Raw genomic sequence first — 17,458 nt, 5'->3', positions numbered from 1 at the left:
TCGGCGTCCGCTACGGGAGTGTCTTCTTCGGGCGCGACCCGTCCTGGTCCAGGCAGTGCTCGAGCACGGCATCCACCGCGTCCGCGGCGGTCGTCGGTGCTCTCGCAGCCAGTGCTCCGGAGCCGAGTTCGTGCGCGATCCGTCCGGCCACGATCGGCGCCGCGAACGAGGTGCCGCTCCACACCGCGAACCCTCCCGCGAAGTCGTCGAGATCGAGCGTCTCGCGCCGGCGGTCCTCCGCGTCGTCGCGCATCCCGGCCTGCGTCCCCCCGTCGAACGACACCGGCAGGGTGGAGAGCACCGAGACGCCGATCACGTAGGTGCGCACCCACGGGCCGAAGTTCGAGAACAGCGCCACCGAGCGCGCCGACGGGTTGAGCGCGCCGACGGAGACCTGCGGGGCGAGGCCCGCTTCATCGGCGGGATCGATGCCCGACTCCGGGCCCCAGGCGAAGAGCGCCGCGGGCGACGAGGGGCGGTCGGTCGCATCATTGCCGGCCGAGCACACCACGACGCACCCGGTCCTGCGTACACGCTGCAGCAGCGCGTACAGCTCGCTCTGCGTCTCCTCGGCGCCGGGGGATTCGTGGAAGAAGCCGAACGAGAGACTCATCACGTCCAGGTGCAGCGTCCCGGACTCGAGGAGTCCGACGATGCGCCCGAGCGCGCCCAGCAGGTCGTTCTCCATGATGATGCCGTTGCCGTCGGACACCCGGACCGGCAGGATCTGCGCCTCGGGACAGGCCTGCAGCACGAGCCCGGCGATGAACGTGCCGTGCCCCGCGACCGGATCCAGATGCCCGTCGAGGGGCTCGCTCAGACTCGGGTGCGTCTCCGGATCCGTCGCTGGGTCGCTCAGCCCGAGCGGCTCGCCGGTGAGGCTCGTCCGCGTGATCAGCACGGGATCCGCATCCGGTGCGGATCCCGGCAAGTTCCCGAACCATGGGTGCGCGCCGCAGCCGGTGTCCAACACGGCGACGACCGGACGTCGTGCGCCTGCGGGCAGCGGGGCGCGCGCGGGCGCCGCTCCGGTCCACGCGACGGGCTGCCGTCCGCCGAGGCCGGGGAACCCGTAGCTCGCGATCCCCGCCGGGTTGCCCGTGAAGGGGTTACCGGTGAACGGGTTCCCTGTGAAGGGGTTGCCTGTGAACGGGTTTCCGGTGAAGGGGTTGCCGGTGAACGGATTTCCCGTGAACGGATGGATCCCGAGCACGTGGTTCAGGGCGAGACCCGGGATGCCGTCGTCGCGCGCCGCCACGAGCAGACGCCAGGCGTCCGGCGCGAGCACCGGCCGGGCGTCGCGGGCCGCGCCCGCTGACACGGCGATCCGCAGACGCGTCGAGTCGGCGACCCCGGGATCGCGCGACGGGGCGGCGCGGCCCGTGTCCGGCCCCGGGTCGCCTGCCGGCGCCCGTCGTGAGACCGACGATCCCATGTCGGTCTTCCGTGCGTTGGGGGAGTCCTCCAGGCGCTCCACGGTCACGCTCCATCCGAGCGCCGCGGCGAGGGCGGCCAGCCGCTCATCTCCGCGGCGGCCCGATGCGTTCGGCTCGAAGAACGCGGGCCGCACCAGCAGCACGTCCGGCTCGTAGACGGTGGTGTGCGCCGCGGGACCGTGCGCCGGCTGCAGCGTCACGTCGAGTACCGCACCCCTGAATCGCGCCGCGCGCTCCCTCTCCCGCCAGCTCGGTCGCGAGCGGGGCCTCCGTCCGTCCTCGCCCTGGCCATGCTGTCCCTCATCGTCCCGTGCCATCCGTGTCTCCTGCTCGATCCGTCGTCTCGCATCACACTTCGAACTGCGGGGTGCGGAATTCCGTCGGCTCGCCGTCCGCCCCGCGCAGGACCAGCCGCAGCGCCGAAAGACCGCTCGGCACCGCGTCGAAGGCGAACCGGCCGGGGCCCGCGATCTCCGCGGACCAGTCGCGGTCCTGCTGGATCAGGCGGATTGCGAGAACGGCCCCGTCGACCCACCCGTCGATCCGGCGCAGATCCGATTCGGTCGTCGTGACGTGCACCACGACGCCCGTGGTCCCATCGCTGAACTGCAGGGTCGCCGTATCCGCCTCGCCGCGCACGGCGATCGACCCCTCCTGCTCCACCAGCGTCAGCAGCGCGTACTCGCGCCCGAGGTCCTCCACCGCGACCGCGGCGACCATCCGGTCCGCAAGCCCGGCGGGCACCGGATCGTGCGCTCCCCACTCGACGCGCAGCCGCGCGAAGAGCGCCGCGTCGGCCGCTGTCTCCTCAACGGTCATCGTCGTCCTCCCATCCGTCCTGCTCCAGCAGCGCGCGGAGCTTGCCCAGGCAGCGCTGCCTGGTCGGCCCGATCGAGCCGATCGGCATCGCGAGATCCTGCGCGATCCGGGCGTAATCCGGCCGCTCCTCGAAGGCCACGATGCGCAGCAGCCGCTGGCACCGTGCGTTCAGCGCCGCGACGGCGCTCCAGAGCGCGCCGGCCTCCGTTCCGCGCTGCGCCTGGCGCTCGGCGGACTCGCCCGCGGGCAGGTGCGGCTCGAGGAACTCCGCCTCGGTGGGATCCGCTCGGCGCTGCATCCGGCTCACGCGCCACGCCTCGCGCCGGGCGCACATCGTCAGCCACCCCGAGATGGCGCGTGGTTCGGCGATCGCGGCGTGCCGGCGCATGAGCGCCATCCAGGTGGATTGCACGACGTCCTCGGCCAGGGCACGGTCCAGCCCGTATGCGCGCGCGACGTGCCACAGCACGGGCGTCATCAGGCGCACGAGCTCGTCCATCGCGCGGGGCTCGCCATCGCGCCAGCGCAGGAAGAGCGCCGTCGCCCGCTCCCATCGCGGCGGATCCGATCCGGCGCCGTCCCACGCCGCGACCCGGCCGTCGGCAGTGCCTCGATCATGCTCGACGGCGTCGCCGAAGGCTCCGTCGCGCTCGTCGAACGGCTGCGTACGGTCGCCGGTGGCCGTCATGGCGCCCATTGTCTCCACAAGGGGCAGGAGAGCGATAGTGGCTCGTTGATACAACTTCCGCGCGCGGATGTGGTGGCATCCGCGAGGGGGGGCTCAGAGCGCTTCGATGACCTCGCGCAGCACGTCGGGGTCGTACCAGGCGATCTCGCCGCCGGCGAGGGCGTGGTAGCGCTCATGGCCCTTGCCGAGGACCACCACGGTGTCCTCGGGACGCGCCATGCGCACAGCCGCGGCCATGGCCTCGCGGCGGTCGGCGATCTCGGTGATCTCGACGGTGCTCGAGCGTGCGCCGGCGATGAGCGACGCGCGGATCTCGGCCGGATCGTCGTCATAGGGGTTGTCGTCGGTGATGATCAGCACATCCGCGCACATCGCGGCGAACCGGCCCATCATGCGGCGCTTGGCGGCGTCGCGATGACCGTTCGCGCCGAGCACCGCGATCAGGCGGCCCTGCGGCGTCGTGGTCCGGATCGCCCGCAGCGCGGCGTTGATGGCTTCGGGCTTGTGCGCCGAGTCGACGATCGCCGTGAACGGCTGCCCGAAGTCGAATCGCTGCAACCGTCCCTCGACGCTCGGCAGCGCGGCGATACCCGGGGCGAGGTCGGCGAGCTCGCGCCCGGACTCGACCAGGGCGGCGACGGCGGCGAGGATGTTGTTCACATTGAACGCGCCGGTCAGCTGCGTGGTGAACGGCACGCGCTCGCCACGGGCGGAGCGCACGATGAACGAGGATCCGTGCGCGTGCAGTTCGACGTCCTCTGCGCGCCAGTCGGCGGAATCGGATCCGCTCGCCGAGGTCGTGCGCACCGGCACCGTGGCCTGGGCGGCGAGCACGCGGCCCCAGTGCGAGTCGATGTCGACGATGCCGATCTTGGCGTGCTCGGGGGTGAGCAGCAGCGCCTTGGCGGCGAAGTAGTCGGCCTGGGTGGGGTGGTAGTCGCGGTGGTCGTGGCCGAGGTTGAGGAAGATGCCCGCATCGAACGCGAACCCGTCGACACGGCCCAGGGTGAGGGCGTGGCTGGACGCCTCGACGGCGACCGTGCTGAGCTTCTGTTCGCGCATGACTGCGAACAGCGCCTGCAGCTCGGGCGCTTCGGGGGTGGTCAGCACGGGCGGGAAGAAGTCGTCGCCCACGGTCGTGCCGATGGATCCGATCGTGCCGGACCGTGACATGCCGGCTGCGGCGGCCACGTAGAACGCGGTCGTGGTCTTGCCCTGGGTGCCGGTGATGCCGATGCTCGTCATCGAGGCGACCGGATCCCGGTACAGGAACGCGGAGGCGGGACCGGCGGCCAGACGCGGATCCTCGACGACGAGCGTCGGCACGTCGTCGGGCACGAGGGCGGCACCCTCGGCATCGGTGAGCACTGCGGCGGCACCGGCCTCGACGGCCTTCGCCGCGAACCGGGCGCCGTGCGCGTTCGCGCCGCGGATTCCGAGGAACAGGTCTCCGGATCGGACGTGCTCCGTGCCTACGGCGACACCCGTGAACGCCGCGTCGGCGCGGTCAGGGACGGCGACGTCGAGGTGCGCCGCGAGGTCGCCGAGCGTGGCGCGGAACGTCTCGACAGGGCGGGAATCCAGGCGCGGGGCGGGATAGTTCGACACGGAGGGCATGACCGTCCGAGTCTACCGGGGCGCGGGGCGGATCCCTTCGGGGGCTTCGTGGCCGAGGCGGCTCACTGCGCGCGCATGAACCCCTCGGCGGCGCGCACCTGCTCGTCGGTGGGGCGGACGCCCGTGTACAGCACGAACTGCTCGAGCGCCTGCAGCGTCGCGACGGAGGCCCCGTTGATGACGGTCTTGCCCGCGGCGAGTCCTGCGCGCACGAGCGGGGTCTCGGCAGGGAGAGCCACGACGTCGAACACGACTCGGGCGGCCTCGATCGCGGACGGGGGGAACGACAGGGCCTCGGCCTCGACGCCCCCGGCCATGCCGATCGGCGTGACGTTCACCAGTACGTCGGCGGTGTGCCCGTCCACGTCCGCGGCCCATCCGAAACCGTACAGCCCGGCGACTGCTCGCCCGGCGTCCTCGTTGCGCGCGACGATCGTGACGTCCGCGAAGCCCGCGTCGCGGAAGGCGGCGGCGGTCGCCTTCGCCATGCCGCCGGATCCGCGCAGCAGCACGGACGACGCCGGATCGATCTCGTTCCGCGCGATGAGCTGGGCGATCGCCGAATAGTCCGTGTTGTAGGCCGTGAGCACGCCGTCGTCGTTCACGATCGTGTTGACCGAGTCGATCGCGGTGGCGGACGGATCCATCCGGTCCACCAGCGCGATCACGTCCTCCTTGTAGGGCATGGAGATCGCGCAGCCGCGGATCCCGAGGCCGCGCACGCCGGCGATCGCCTGCGCGAGGTCGGTCGGGGCGAACGCCTTGTAGATCCAGTTCAGCTCGAGCGCCTCGTAGAGGTGGTTGTGGAACCGGGTGCCGTTGTTGCTCGGTCGCGCGGACAGCGAGATGCACAACGTCATGTCTTTGTTCAGGATCGGCACGGGACCAGCGTACCGAGCCACGGTCGTGCCGAACTCAGTCGATCCTGTCGAGATCGGGCGCGAATCCGTCGTGAGCTGCAGGATCGACTGAGTTTCGAACGCGCGGAGGACACAGGTCGCGCTGAGCGGATCTCAGACCGTGGCGAACTCCTGCTCCGCGGCCGTCTCCGCGATGGCGAGAGCGAGGGCCTGCTGGAGGTCGGCGAGGATGTCCGCAGGGTCTTCGATGCCGATCGACAGACGCACCGTGGTCCCCGCGATGCCGGCGGTGGCGCGCTGGGCGGCGTTCAGGTGCGAGTGCGTCATGGAGGCGGGGTGGGAGACGAGCGAGCGGGCGTCGCCGATGTTCGCCACGAGGCGCACGATCTTCAGACCGTCCACGAACCGCTCCACGCGCTCCTGATCCAGGGCCTCGTCACCGGTGGAGACGAGATCGATCGAGAACACCGCGGGGATCCCGCGCGGGAGGTAGCGTGCGGCCAGGTCGTGCCACGGGTTGCCGGCGAGACCGGGGTGGTGCACCGCGGCGACGACGGGGTTCTGTGCGAGGGCCTCGGCGATCGCCTGCGCGGACGCGCTCTGACGTGAGACGCGCAGGTCGAGCGTCTCGATGCCCTGCAGGATCTGGTGCGCGTTGAACGGGGACAGGGACGGCCCCAGGTCGTGCACGTACTTGGCCTTCACCAGTGCTGCGAAGGCGAAGCCCTGTCCGAACCGCTCCCAGAGCGAGAGCGGACCGAACCGGTCGTGCTGCGCCGTGAACTGCGGCCAGCGCGCAGGGTCGGCGCCGAAGTCGAAGGATCCGAGGTCGACCGCGACCCCGCCGAGCGAGGTGCCGTGTCCGCTCAGGTACTTCGTCGCCGAGTGCACGACGATGTCGGCGCCGTGCTCACCCGGGCGGATCAGGTACGGGGTGCCGACCGTGCTGTCGATCACGAGGGGGACGCCGGCGGCGTGCGCGATGTCGGCGACCGTGCGGATGTCGAGCACCTGCGCGAGCGGGTTCGCGACCGATTCCGCGAAGAACAGCCGGGTGCGGTCGTGCGCCGCCGCGCGCCAGGCCTCCGGGTCGTCCTGGTCGACGAAGGTGACGGTGATGCCGAAGTCGGCGAGCGTGTCCTGCAGCAGGTCGACCGTGCCGCCGTAGAGCCGGTCGGCGGCGACGACGTGCCCGCCGCGGCCCGCGAGCGCGAGGATCGTGACGGCGACCGCGGCCTGTCCGCTCGCGACGGCGACGGCCGAGACACCACCCTCGAGCGCGGTCACCCGCTCTTCGAGCAGCTGCTGCGTGGGGCTGGCGTTGCGGCTGTAGATGTTGCCGGCACGGCGCAGCGCGAACAGGTCGCGGGCCTCGGCCAGCGAGCCGAACTCGTAGGCGGCGGACTGGTACAGCGGTGGGACGGCGGTGTTCTGCGGAGTGCCGGAGACATACGCGGCCTGCACCTGCTTCGTCGCGAAACGGGTGTCGGGGGCGGAGGCGGCGGTATCGGTCACGGACCCATCCTCGGACGCGCGGGTGCGGATCCGCAGGGATGTTTCCGACTGTTGCGGATCCGAAGGGTCAGAGCCCGCCGGGTGGCGTCAGGGGCGCAGCACGATCTTGCCGTGCGCGGCGTGCGCCTCGATGAGGCGGTGCGCCTCTGCGGCGTCGGCGAGAGGCAGCTCCGGTCCGAACTCGACCGAGAACCGGCCCCGGGCGATGAGCCCGAGCGCCGCCGGCACGGCCTCGGCGCGCCAGGCGAGCTCCTGTTCCGTGAGCGGCACGGGGCTGCCGCCGCTGAACGCGCGGATGCCGAGCGCGGCCGCGTCGGGGCCGCGCACGATGGTCGCGATCCGCTCCGGGTCGGCCACGAGGGCGAGCGAGGCGGCGATGGCCTCATCCGTGCCGGCGCCATCGAGCGCCACCGTGATCTCTCGCCCGTCTGCGGCGTCGCGGATCCGCTGCTCCAGGCCTTCTCCATAGATGACCGGAATCGCGCCCAGCGCGCGTATCCGCTCCTGCGACGAGGGGCCGCCCGTCGCGATGACGGTGGCGCCCCAGTCCACGGCGAACTGGATCGCGGCCTGGCCGACCGCCCCTGATCCGGCGTGCAGGAGCAGCAGATCCCCCTGCCCGACCCCGAGCGAGAGCAGCGACTGGTATGCGGTGCCGGCGGGGATGCCGAGTGCGGCGCCCTGCGCGGCGGTGACGCCCTCAGGAATCACCGAGGCGTGCGCGGCCGGTACCGCAAGCGCGGTGGCATACGTGCCGCGGGTGTCGCGGATCGCGACGCGATCGCCGACTTCCAGATCGTCGACGCCGGATCCGATCGCGGTCACCACGCCCGCTCCGTCGAAGCCGAGGTGCCGGGGCTCTGTGATCGGCGGCAGGGGGCGGAGGCCGCTGCGCTGCTTGGCGTCGATCGGATTCACGCCGGCGGCCTCGATGCGCACGACCACCTCGCCGACAGAGGGCACCGGATCCGGAACCTCCACGAGGGTGAGGACCTCCGGTCCGCCGAGCTCGGTCTGCACGATCGCCTGCGCCATGGCTCCAGGCTACGGTGCATCGGATGGGGCGGGGCGGGCTTGTGCCCGGCCGGCCAGTCTCACTTCTCGGCGAGTGCCTTCACGATGCGCTGCGGAGACACCGGTTGCGCCGTGCCCAGACGCTGGGCGAACAGGCTCACGCGGTACTCCTCGAGCAGCCAGCGCACCTCGACGAGCCGGGGCTCGGCGCCGGCGGGCAGCGGGATCGTGCCGCCGGCATCGGCGTAGGCCTGCGCCATGCGCTCGTACTCGCTCTGCCGGGTGCGATCCTTGCCCGGGGCGTCGGCGAGGGTGTGCAGCCGATCCAGGATCCCGTCCAGGTACCGCAGATAGTGGGCGAGGCGCTCCATGCCTGCGTTGGAGACGAAACCGTTCGGCAGCAGCCCGCCGAGCTGGCCGCGGATGTCGTTCAGCGGCCCGAGCAGGGCGAGTGAGTTCTGACCCTTCATCGCGCGCTCGACCTCGCGCGCCTTCGTGAGGATCTTCGCGATCAGCGACACCAGCGCGAACAGCTCGTCCACGATGACCGCGGAGACGCCGTCGCGCACGCGTGCGAAATCGGCCTCGGAGCGCACGATGCCCGCGGTCCCTGAGCCCGTCGAAGGGTCCGTCAGACGGTCGATCGCCGCCCGTGCGACCGCCGCGCGTGCGTCCTCGATGAGCGTCGCGACGTTCGGGTACGGCGAGGCGGCGAGCGCGAGCTTCTCCGGGCTGGTCAGGTGCTGCTGCACGTACGACGCGGGGGAGGGGATGCCCAGGAGCACCAGGCGCAGCACTCCGTCCCGTGTGGCCGTCAGGGCGGCCTCGGCGGTTGCCTCCACACGCAGCGCGACGGATCTGCACTGATCCACAAGGGCGGGATAGCCGCGCACCACGCCGCCGGCCACGCGGGTGTCCAGCACCTCCGGCAGATCGCCCACGTCCCAGGTGGTGATGCCTTCGCGCTCGGCCGGGGCTGCGGCGTTGACCGAGCTCGCGTGAGCCACATCCGCCGCACCACGCCCACGCCGGGCCGGGCCGGGCCCCCGCTCGATCGAGCGGGCCACGCTCGCCCTCGACCGATCCGCGAGCTCCCGCTGCAGCACGGTCAGATCCCGGCCGGATCCGGCCACCCGTCCGCGCTCGTCGACCGCGCGGAAGTTCATCCGCAGGTGGGCGGGAACCCGCTCCAGGTCGAAGTCGGCGGCCGACATGGGCTGATTCGCGAGCGGCTGGATGAGACGGGCGAGCGCCTCGGTCAGGCTGCGGACGGGTAGGCCTTGGGACGACTCGGGTCCCTGGGCGGCGAGTTCGGCGCCGAACTTCTCCGCCCAGTCCGCGGCGGGAACGACGTGCCGCCGGATCGCCTTCGGCAGGGCCCGCAGCAGCGCCGTCACGAGCTCGGCGCGCAGCCCCGGCACCTGCCAGTCGAAGCCGGCGTCGCGCACCTGCTGCAGCAGCGCGAGCGGGATCACCACGCTCACGCCGTCGTCGGGAGCCCCGGGCTCGAAGCGGTAGGCGAGGCCGAGCACCTGATCGGTCTGGGTCCAGCGGATGGGGAAGTCCTGCTGATCCGCGCGATCGTCGTCCTCGAGCAGGTCCGCCTCGCGCATGACGAGCAGCTTCGGGGTCGCCTGGAGGGCGTCGCGCCACCACGCCTCGAACGAGCGCACATCGAACACGTCGGTCGGGATGCGCTCGTCGTAGAACCGGAACACGGCCTCGTCGCCGACGAGGATGTCGCGGCGGCGCTCGCGCTCCTCGAGCTTCTCCAAGCGGCGGCGCAGCTCCGCGTTGCTGCGCCAGAACGCCGAGACGCGCTTGTCGATCCGGGACGGATCCCATTCGCCTTCGACCAGCGCGTTCCGCAGGAAGAACTCGCGCGCCGCGGGCCGGTCGATGCGCGCGAACTGCACCCGTCGGCGCGCCACGATCTCGACGCCGAACAGCGTCACCTTCTCGTACGCGACCGCGGCGCCCGCCTCCTTGGACCAGTGCGGCTCGGAGATCTGCCGCTTGGCGAGGTCGCCGGCGAGCGCCTCGGCCCACGCCGGATCGATCGCTGCGGCCGTGCGCGCGAACGTGCGCGAGGTCTCCACGATCTCGGCCGCCATGACCGCACGCGGGGCCTTCTTGCGCAGCGCGGAGCCGGGGAACAGCGAGAAGCGGATCCCGCGCGCGCCGCGATACTCGGCGCTCCGTCGCTTCGGATCCTTCTGCCCGCCCTTCGTCGGCGGTCCCTTGGTGAGGTTGCGCTCGTCCAGGATGCCGACGTGGCTGAGCAGCCCTGCGAGCAGCGCGCGGTGGACGGCGTCCGGGGCGGCGGAGTCCGTCGCCGCGTCGCGGCCGGTCTTCACGAGCGTCCGCAGCTGCCGGTGCACGTCGAACCATTCCCGCACCCGGACGTAGTTCAGGTGCTCGGAACGGCAGAGCCGGCGGAACGCGCTGGATCCGAGCTCCTTCTGCTGCTCGCGCAGGTGGTTCCACAGGTTCAGGATCGACAGGAAGTCGCTGGTCGGGTCCGCGAAGCGCGCGTGCATCCGCTCCGCCTCGTCGCGCACGCCCTGCGGCGCGTCCGCCGACGGGCGCTCGCGCACGTCCTGAATCGACAACCCCGCGACGATCGCGAGCACGGGCGCCGTCACGCCTGTCCGGCCCGCTTCCACGAGCATGCGAGCGAAGCGCGGGTCGATCGGCATGCGCGCGATGTCGCGGCCGATCCGGGTGAGCCGGGGGGCCGCGGTCGCCGAGCTCGTCGAAGCCCCCTGGCCCGTCTGCACCGCGCCCAGCTCCACGAGCAGATCGAGCGCGGAGCGCACGTCGCGCGACTCCGGGGGAGTGAGGAACGGGAACTCCGCGATGTCGCCGAAGCCGAGGCTGAGCATCTGCAGCACGACCGAGGCGAGCGAGGTGCGCAGGATCTCGGGCTCGGTGAACTCGGGGCGCTTGTCGAAGTCGTCCTCGCCGTACAGGCGGATCGCGATTCCGGCGCTCGTGCGGCCCGCTCGCCCCGATCGCTGGTTCGCCGAGGCCTGCGAAACCGCCTCGATCGGCAGCTGCTGCACCTTGGAGCGACTGCTGTAGCGCGAGATGCGGGCCGTGCCCGTGTCGATCACGTACTTGATGCCGGGCACGGTGAGGCTCGTCTCGGCGACGTTCGTGGCGAGGATCACGCGGCGGCGCAGGCCCGCCACCGTCGACGGCTCGAAGACGCGATGCTGCTCGGCCGCCGACAACCGTCCGTACAGGGGCAGCACTTCGACCGGCGCTGTCTGAGAGCGGTAGACGCCGCGGATCGCGTCGGCGGCGTCGCGGATCTCGGCCTCGCCGGGCAGGAACACGAGCACGTCGCCGCGCTCCTCGCGGTCGAGCTCCTGGAGGGCTCGCACGATCGCGGTGACCTCGTCCTCGGGCTCGGACTCGGTGCGCTTCCTCGGTCCCTGAGCTTGTCGAAGGGACTTCGTGGATCCGGGCCCTTCGACAAGCTCAGGGACCGGATCCACGAGCGGCCGGTACCGGATCTCGACCGGATAGGTCCGCCCCGATACCTCGATCACCGGGGCAGGCTCGCCGTCCGCTTCGGCGAAATGCTTCGCGAAGCTGTGCGGGTCGATCGTGGCCGAGGTGATGACGACCTTGAGGTCCGGGCGCTCGGGCAGGATCCGGTGCAGGTATCCGAGCAGGAAGTCGACGTTGAGGGAGCGTTCGTGCGCCTCGTCGATGATGATCGCGTCGTAGCGGCGCAGCAGCCGGTCGCGGTGGATCTCGTTGAGCAGGATCCCGTCGGTCATGAGCGCGATCCGGGTCTCGTCCGAGACCTGGTCGGTGAAGCGCACCTTGTAGCCGACGAGCCCGCCCAGCGGCACGTGCAGTTCCTCGGCCACGCGCTCCGCGATCGTGCGTGCGGCGAGGCGGCGGGGCTGGGTGTGCGCGATGCGCTCGCGGCCGAGCTCGAGCAGGATCTTCGGCAGCTGCGTGGTCTTGCCGGATCCGGTCGCACCGGCGACCACGACCACCTGATGGTCGCGAATCGCCGCGGCGATCTCGTCGCGCGCGGCACTGACCGGGAGTTCCGGCGGATAGGAGATCACGGGCGCAGACATAGCCCTCCAGCCTATCGCGGCGGAGCGCCTCTGTCGGGCTCGTCCGGTGAACGACGAGCGGCGATACTGAAGGCACCATGAGCATCCCCGTCATCCTCGACTGCGACCCCGGCCACGACGACGTCTTCGCGATCTGGCTCGCCGCCGCGAACCCCGCGATCGACCTGCGGGCGATCACCACGGTCGGCGGGAACGGTCTGCTGGAGTTCACCACGCTCAACGCCCGCATCGCCTGCACGGTCGCGGGGATCGAGGGCATCCCGATCGCCGCCGGCGCGGCCGGGCCGATCCATGGCCGGCTGCATCCCGCCGAGCAGATCCATGGCGCGAACGCGCTCGGCGGACCCGTGCTGCCCGAGCCCACCGTTCCCGAGGATGACCGGGACGCTCCGACTCTCATCCGCGCGGTGCTGGAGTCGTCGGAGGAGCCGGTCACGATCGTCGCGACCGGGCCGCTCACCAACGTCGGCCTGCTCGTGCGCGACCATCCCGACCTGCTGCCGCGCATCGCGCGCGTCGTCTGGATGGGCGGGTCGACGGGCCGGGGCAACGCGACCCCCTACGCGGAGTTCAACGCCTGGACCGATCCCGAGTCGATAGCGCTCGTGCTCGACAGCGGCGTGGACTTCACGATGGTCGGGCTGAACATCTCGCATCAGGCGCTCATCACCAGGGAGGTGCGGGAGCGGATCCGCCGCATCGGCACCCGCACGGCGGCGTTCGGGGCGGAGCTGCTGGAGTTCTTCTGCGCAACCTACGAGGTCGCGGAGCAAATGCCGGACGGGCCGCTGCACGACCCCATCACGGTCGCGATGCTCATCGATCCCTCAGTGGCGACGACCGTGCGTGCACGCCTCGACGTGGAGACGGAGGGCGTCTTCACGAGGGGCGCCACGAGCGTGGATCTCCTCGGCGTGCTCGGCGCGCAGCCCAACGCCACGATCGCGATGGACCTGGACGTCGATCGGTTCTGGGCGCTCATCGAAGAGGCGGTCGGCGCCCTCGCCTGAGAGTGCCGACCGCCTCGAGGGATCAGCGGACCGCGCGGCTCAGAAGTGGGTGCCGCCGTCGATGCGCACCTCGGTGCCGGTGATGAAGGCGCCGTCGGCGCTCGCGAGCATCGCGACCACGCCGGCCACGGACTCGGGACCCGCGAAGCCCTGGCCGATGGCCGGGGCGAGCTTCATGAACAGGCTCATGTCGGCGTCCTCGGGCAGCCCCGGTCCGCGGCTCTGCCCGCTCTGGCCGGATCCGTCGGTCATTCCGGAGGAGATCGACCCGGGCTGCACGGCTGTGAAGCGGATGCCCTGCTTCGCATACTCCGCCGCCAGCGCGTGCGTCATCGACTGCACGCCGCCCTTGCTCGCCGCGTAGGCGGCCATGTACGGGTGCGCGAACATCGCCGAGGTCGAGCTGAAGTTGACCACGGCGGCGTCGCTGCCTTCGAGCAGTGCGGGGATCGCTTCGCGGATCATCAGGAAGGTGCCGACGAGGTTGACCTGGATGACCTGCTGGAACTGGTCGAGCGTGGTCTCGGCCGTGTGCGAGGAGCGCAGGATGCCCGCGGCGTTCACCAGCACGTCCAGCCCGCCCAGTGCCTCGACCGCGGCGGCGACGCCGGCCCGGACGGAGGTCTCGTCGCCGATGTTGACCTCGATCGCGGTGAGACGATCGGCGGCGTCGCCTGCCTTCGCGATGGTGTCCGCGAGCCCGGCAGCGCTGACGTCAGCGGCGACCACGCGCCCGCCCTCGGCGAGCATGCGCAGCACCGTGGCCTGTCCGATGCCGGATCCGCCGCCGGTGACCAGTGCGCGGCGACCTTCATAGCGGTTCATTCGAATCCTTCTTCCTTGCGGTCTTGTCGTGCCTGAATGGCACAACGTGCCATATTGACACATAACACCTCACAACGGAAGGTATTCCCGTACGCTCGGAGCATGCAGACCCGCACCGGACTCATGTCGCGTCGCAAGGCCGCGACCGCCGGTGAGATCGCGGCGGAAGCGGCTCGCCTCTTCGCGGAGCGCGGCGTCGCCCAGGTGACCGCGGCGGAGATCGCAGAGGCCTCAGGAGTCTCGCTGCGCACCTTCTATCGCTACTTCGCGACCAAGGAGGACGCCGTCGCGCCCGTGCTCGAGATCGGCGCCGCACGGTGGCAGGCAGCTCTCGAGGAGGCCGAGGACGAACCCGCGGTCGCGATCCCCGCAGTGCTCGCCGCGCAGCTGACCCCGGAGACACCCGAAGACGCCGAAGGTCTTGCCCGCATGCGTCCGCTGCTGCGCGCGCTCGCCGAGGATCGCGAGCTCAGGGCCGTCTGGCATCGCGTGAACCACGAGTCCGAGGAGCGCCTCGTGGCCCTCATCGCCGAGCGCGGCGAGAGCGACCGGCTCGCCGCGCGAGTGCTCGCCGCGGCGGCGACGGAGGCGATCCGCATCGGCCTGGAGGAGTGGGCGCAGTCGACGGCAGGGGTGCGCGGAGCCGGATCCCCGGCGGCGCTCGCCGCCCGTGCCTACGCGGCGCTTGCCCCCAAGCGCTGAGCGCTCGTCGGCGGGAGCCGAGCCGGAGGACGCCGACCCGAGCACCGGAGCGGGAACCTAGGCTGGACGCATGACGACGATTCCCGGAATCCTGCTCAACGACGGCCACACCATTCCCCAGCTCGGCTACGGCGTCTTCAAGGTCGATCCGGCGGACACCGAGCGCACGGTCACCGAAGCGCTGGAGATCGGGTACCGCCACATCGACACGGCGGCCATCTACGGCAACGAGGCGGGCGTCGGAGCGGCGATCGCGAAGAGCGGCATCCCGCGTGACGAGCTGTTCGTGACCACCAAGCTGTGGAACGACCGGCACGACGGCGACGAGCCCGACGCGGCCATCGCGGAGAGCCTGGAGAAGCTCGGTCTCGACCACGTCGACCTGTACCTGGTGCACTGGCCGACCCCCGCCAAGGACAACTACGTGCACGCCTGGGAGAAGGTCGTCCAGATCCGCGACCGGGGTCTTGCCCGTTCGGCCGGCGTCTCGAACTTCCTCGTGCCGCACCTGGAGCGCATCGTCGCCGAGACGGGCGTGACCCCTGCGGTCGACCAGATCGAGCTGCACCCCGCCTATCAGCAGCGCGACGTCGGGTCCTGGGCGCGCGATCATGACGTGAAGATCGAGGCGTGGGGTCCGCTCGGTCAGGGCAAGTACGACCTGTTCGGCATCCCGGCCGTCGCGGACGCCGCAGCGGCGCACGGCAAGAGCCCGGCGCAGGTCGTGCTGCGCTGGCACCTGCAGAAGGGAAACATCGTCTTCCCGAAGTCGGTGCGCGCCGAGCGCCTGCGGGAGAACCTCGACGTGTTCGACTTCACCCTGAGCGACGTCGAGTTCGCCGCGATCTCCGCCCTCGACCCGGGTGACGGATCCGGCCGCGTCGCCTCGCACCCCGACGAGGTCAACTGATCGCCGCGTCCGGTCGTTGAGCGAGGACGGCGAAGCCGACCGAGACGAAACGCGGTGCTCTCGCAAGCACGCCGCGTTTTGTCTCGCTGCGCTCGCTCAACGGCCATGGGCGGTCCCGGCCCGGCGTAGCGTGAGGCCATGAGCAATCGCCTCGCCGGCACCGGCAGCCCCTATCTGCGCGCGCATGCCGACAACCCCGTCGACTGGTACCCGTGGGGGGAGGAGGCGTTCGCCGAGGCCGCGCGCCGCGACGTCCCGGTGCTGATCTCGATCGGATACTCCACGTGCCACTGGTGCCATGTCATGGCGCGGGAGTCGTTCCAGGATCCGGCTACGGCGGAACAGCTCAACCGCGGATTCGTGTCGATCAAGGTGGACCGTGAGGAGCATCCCCAGGTCGACACCGCGTACATGGCGGCGGCCTCCGCGTTCACGCAGGATCTGGGCTGGCCGCTCACCGTCTTCGCCACGCCGTCCGGGCGGGCCTTCCACGCCGGCACGTACTTCCCGCCCGTGGCTCGGGGACAGCTCCCGGCGTTCGGCACCGTGCTCGCCGCCGTGCGCGAGGCCTGGACCGAGCGCCGTGCCGAGGTGGAGGGGCTGGCCGGCGCGGTCGCCGAAGCGCTGGAGTCGTCGGAGTCGGCGGATCCCTCGCCGGTGCCCGATGAGGCCGCGCTGACGGCGGCCGCGAACGAGATCGTGGCGCGAGAGGACCGCCGGCACGGCGGGTTCGGCACGGCGCCGAAGTTCCCGGTCGCCACGACGCTGCGCTTCCTGCAGGCGCAGGGACGCACCGATGTCGTCGCGCGTGCGCTCGACGCGATGGCCACCTCGGAGCTGTGCGACGAGGACGGCGGCTTCTTCCGCTACGCCACGCAGCAGGACTGGGCGGTGCCGCACTACGAGCGGATGCTCACCGACAACGCCCAGCTGCTGGATGTGGCCATCGACGCCGGGCGCGCGGACGTGGCGCGCGGCATCGCGCATTTCCTGCTCACTGTGCTGCAGCGCGCCGAGGGCGGGTTCGGTGCCGCGCAGGACTCCGAGTCCGTGATCGACGGGCAGCGCAGCGAGGGCGGCTACTACCGCCGCCCGGTGGCCGAGCGGGAGAGGCTGCAGCCGCCGGCGGTCGACGGCAAGGTCATCACGGGCTGGAACGGGCTCGCGATCGCCGCGCTGGCCCGCGCCGGCGCCGCGCTCGGCGAGCAGTCCTGGATCGACGCGGGCGTCCACGCCGCGGAGACCGTGCTGGCCGTGAACCGCGACGCGGCCGGGCGCCTCGTGCGCACGTCCTTGGACGGGGTGCCCGCGGCGGCTGTCGCCACGGACGCCGACCTCGGGCTGCTTGCGAACGGGCTGTTCGCCCTCGCTCTCGCGACGGGCGATGTGCGCTGGGCGACGCGCGGACTGGAGGTGCTCGACGCCGACGCGGCGGCCGATCCGGTGCTCGCCGCGCATGCGATCCCCGCCGCCGCGGACGGCGGCGACGGCGACCTGCCGTCCGGCACGTCTGCGCGGGCGGCGGCCGAGTTGACCGCCTGGCGGCTCGGGGCGGGGGAGCAGCACCGCGAGCGGGCCGCAGCCCTGGTCTCGGCGCGGGCAGCGCAGGCGATGCGGCAGCCGTTCGGATCCGGCTCGCTCCTGCGTGTGGCGGCGGGGCTCGCTCGGCCGCCACGGCAGATCGTCGCGGTGACCTCGGAGCCGCGCGGGGCGCTCGCGATCGCCGCGCGCTCCGCCGAGGCCGATCTCACCGCGGTGCTGGCTCCGCAGCAGGTGCGGGCTTTCGCCGCGGCCGGCTTCGCCCTCTTCGACGAGCGCGACGGCGTCGACGGCGTCGTGCACGACTGCCGCGGCTTCGTCTGCCGGCTGCCGGTGTCGGATCCCGCACTCGTCCCTGTCGCGCGCTGAGCGTCGAATCCGCGACTGCTGTACATTCTGACCAGGCGTACGGCACCGGGG

The 17,458-nt window shown here is 71.7% G+C and carries 13 protein-coding genes; 4 read left to right on the top strand and 9 right to left on the bottom strand.

Annotated features, from left to right (window positions below; translation table 11 throughout):
• Positions 1 to 10 precede the first annotated feature (10 nt).
• The 8 genes from AC1DCT_RS05805 to hrpA all read right to left on the bottom strand — a co-directional run bounded on the left by AC1DCT_RS05805 (position 11) and on the right by hrpA (position 12,052).
• Positions 11 to 1,636, bottom strand: a complete 1,626-nt coding sequence (locus AC1DCT_RS05805; RefSeq protein ID WP_477427968.1) for a S8 family peptidase — start codon at positions 1,634 to 1,636, stop codon at positions 11 to 13.
• A gap of 148 nt (positions 1,637 to 1,784) precedes the next feature.
• Entirely contained in the window at positions 1,785 to 2,255 is a 471-nt protein-coding gene (locus tag AC1DCT_RS05800) for a hypothetical protein (protein WP_477427966.1), read from the bottom strand.
• Positions 2,245 to 2,943: an RNA polymerase sigma factor gene (locus AC1DCT_RS05795; protein ID WP_441976334.1), complete on the bottom strand. Its 699-nt coding sequence runs from the start codon at positions 2,941 to 2,943 to the stop codon at positions 2,245 to 2,247. Before AC1DCT_RS05795 ends, AC1DCT_RS05800 begins: the two co-directional genes overlap by 11 nt.
• A 93-nt stretch (positions 2,944 to 3,036) precedes the next feature.
• Entirely contained in the window at positions 3,037 to 4,560 is a 1,524-nt protein-coding gene (locus AC1DCT_RS05790; RefSeq protein ID WP_477427964.1) for a Mur ligase family protein, read from the bottom strand.
• 62 nt (positions 4,561 to 4,622) lie between these two features.
• Positions 4,623 to 5,441, bottom strand: a complete 819-nt coding sequence (locus tag AC1DCT_RS05785; RefSeq protein ID WP_477427963.1) for a shikimate 5-dehydrogenase — start codon at positions 5,439 to 5,441, stop codon at positions 4,623 to 4,625.
• Positions 5,442 to 5,573: 132 nt separating this feature from the next.
• Positions 5,574 to 6,935: an O-acetylhomoserine aminocarboxypropyltransferase/cysteine synthase family protein gene (locus tag AC1DCT_RS05780; protein WP_477427961.1), complete on the bottom strand. Its 1,362-nt coding sequence runs from the start codon at positions 6,933 to 6,935 to the stop codon at positions 5,574 to 5,576.
• A gap of 87 nt (positions 6,936 to 7,022) precedes the next feature.
• The gene (locus AC1DCT_RS05775; RefSeq protein ID WP_477427959.1) at positions 7,023 to 7,970 is read right to left on the bottom strand and encodes a quinone oxidoreductase family protein; all 948 of its coding nucleotides are present in this window, start codon (positions 7,968 to 7,970) and stop codon (positions 7,023 to 7,025) included.
• A gap of 59 nt (positions 7,971 to 8,029) precedes the next feature.
• Complete coding sequence (gene hrpA, locus AC1DCT_RS05770; protein WP_477427958.1) at positions 8,030 to 12,052, bottom strand: ATP-dependent RNA helicase HrpA; 4,023 nt, start codon at positions 12,050 to 12,052, stop codon at positions 8,030 to 8,032.
• A gap of 77 nt (positions 12,053 to 12,129) precedes the next feature.
• Here hrpA and AC1DCT_RS05765 point away from each other — a divergent pair, with 77 nt between their 5' ends.
• Positions 12,130 to 13,062 carry a nucleoside hydrolase gene (locus AC1DCT_RS05765; RefSeq protein ID WP_477427956.1) on the top strand — a complete coding sequence of 311 codons (933 nt, stop codon included), beginning with the start codon at positions 12,130 to 12,132 and terminating at the stop codon, positions 13,060 to 13,062.
• A 39-nt stretch (positions 13,063 to 13,101) separates the two neighbouring features.
• Here the strand turns inward: AC1DCT_RS05765 and AC1DCT_RS05760 are convergent, their stop codons facing one another.
• Entirely contained in the window at positions 13,102 to 13,887 is a 786-nt protein-coding gene (locus AC1DCT_RS05760) for an SDR family NAD(P)-dependent oxidoreductase (RefSeq protein WP_441976322.1), read from the bottom strand.
• Between the two features lie 102 nt (positions 13,888 to 13,989).
• Between AC1DCT_RS05760 and AC1DCT_RS05755 the strand changes: the two genes are divergently transcribed.
• The 3 genes from AC1DCT_RS05755 to AC1DCT_RS05745 all read left to right on the top strand — a co-directional run bounded on the left by AC1DCT_RS05755 (position 13,990) and on the right by AC1DCT_RS05745 (position 17,407).
• On the top strand, positions 13,990 to 14,589 hold the full coding sequence (locus AC1DCT_RS05755) for a TetR family transcriptional regulator (RefSeq protein ID WP_440734649.1): 600 nt from the start codon (positions 13,990 to 13,992) through the stop codon (positions 14,587 to 14,589).
• 70 nt (positions 14,590 to 14,659) lie between these two features.
• Positions 14,660 to 15,499: an aldo/keto reductase gene (locus AC1DCT_RS05750; RefSeq protein WP_477427955.1), complete on the top strand. Its 840-nt coding sequence runs from the start codon at positions 14,660 to 14,662 to the stop codon at positions 15,497 to 15,499.
• A gap of 138 nt (positions 15,500 to 15,637) precedes the next feature.
• Positions 15,638 to 17,407 carry a thioredoxin domain-containing protein gene (locus AC1DCT_RS05745; protein WP_477229465.1) on the top strand — a complete coding sequence of 590 codons (1,770 nt, stop codon included), beginning with the start codon at positions 15,638 to 15,640 and terminating at the stop codon, positions 17,405 to 17,407.
• Positions 17,408 to 17,458 lie beyond the last annotated feature (51 nt).

The organism is Microbacterium sp. 10L49 (assembly GCF_056395125.1).
This window is presented reverse-complemented; position numbering and strand designations above follow the sequence as displayed.

Excerpts from the sequence above, each read along its gene's own strand:
- AC1DCT_RS05800 (WP_477427966.1), bottom strand. The coding sequence starts at position 2,255 with ATGACCGTTGAGGAGACAGCGGCCGACGCGGCGCTCTTCGCGCGGCTG.
- AC1DCT_RS05795 (WP_441976334.1), bottom strand. The coding sequence starts at position 2,943 with ATGACGGCCACCGGCGACCGTACGCAGCCGTTCGACGAGCGCGACGGA.
- AC1DCT_RS05790 (WP_477427964.1), bottom strand. The coding sequence starts at position 4,560 with ATGCCCTCCGTGTCGAACTATCCCGCCCCGCGCCTGGATTCCCGCCCT.
- AC1DCT_RS05775 (WP_477427959.1), bottom strand. The coding sequence starts at position 7,970 with ATGGCGCAGGCGATCGTGCAGACCGAGCTCGGCGGACCGGAGGTCCTC.
- hrpA (WP_477427958.1), bottom strand. The coding sequence starts at position 12,052 with ATGTCTGCGCCCGTGATCTCCTATCCGCCGGAACTCCCGGTCAGTGCC.
- AC1DCT_RS05765 (WP_477427956.1), top strand. The coding sequence starts at position 12,130 with ATGAGCATCCCCGTCATCCTCGACTGCGACCCCGGCCACGACGACGTC.
- AC1DCT_RS05760 (WP_441976322.1), bottom strand. The coding sequence starts at position 13,887 with ATGAACCGCTATGAAGGTCGCCGCGCACTGGTCACCGGCGGCGGATCC.
- AC1DCT_RS05755 (WP_440734649.1), top strand. The coding sequence starts at position 13,990 with ATGCAGACCCGCACCGGACTCATGTCGCGTCGCAAGGCCGCGACCGCC.
- AC1DCT_RS05750 (WP_477427955.1), top strand. The coding sequence starts at position 14,660 with ATGACGACGATTCCCGGAATCCTGCTCAACGACGGCCACACCATTCCC.
- AC1DCT_RS05745 (WP_477229465.1), top strand. The coding sequence starts at position 15,638 with ATGAGCAATCGCCTCGCCGGCACCGGCAGCCCCTATCTGCGCGCGCAT.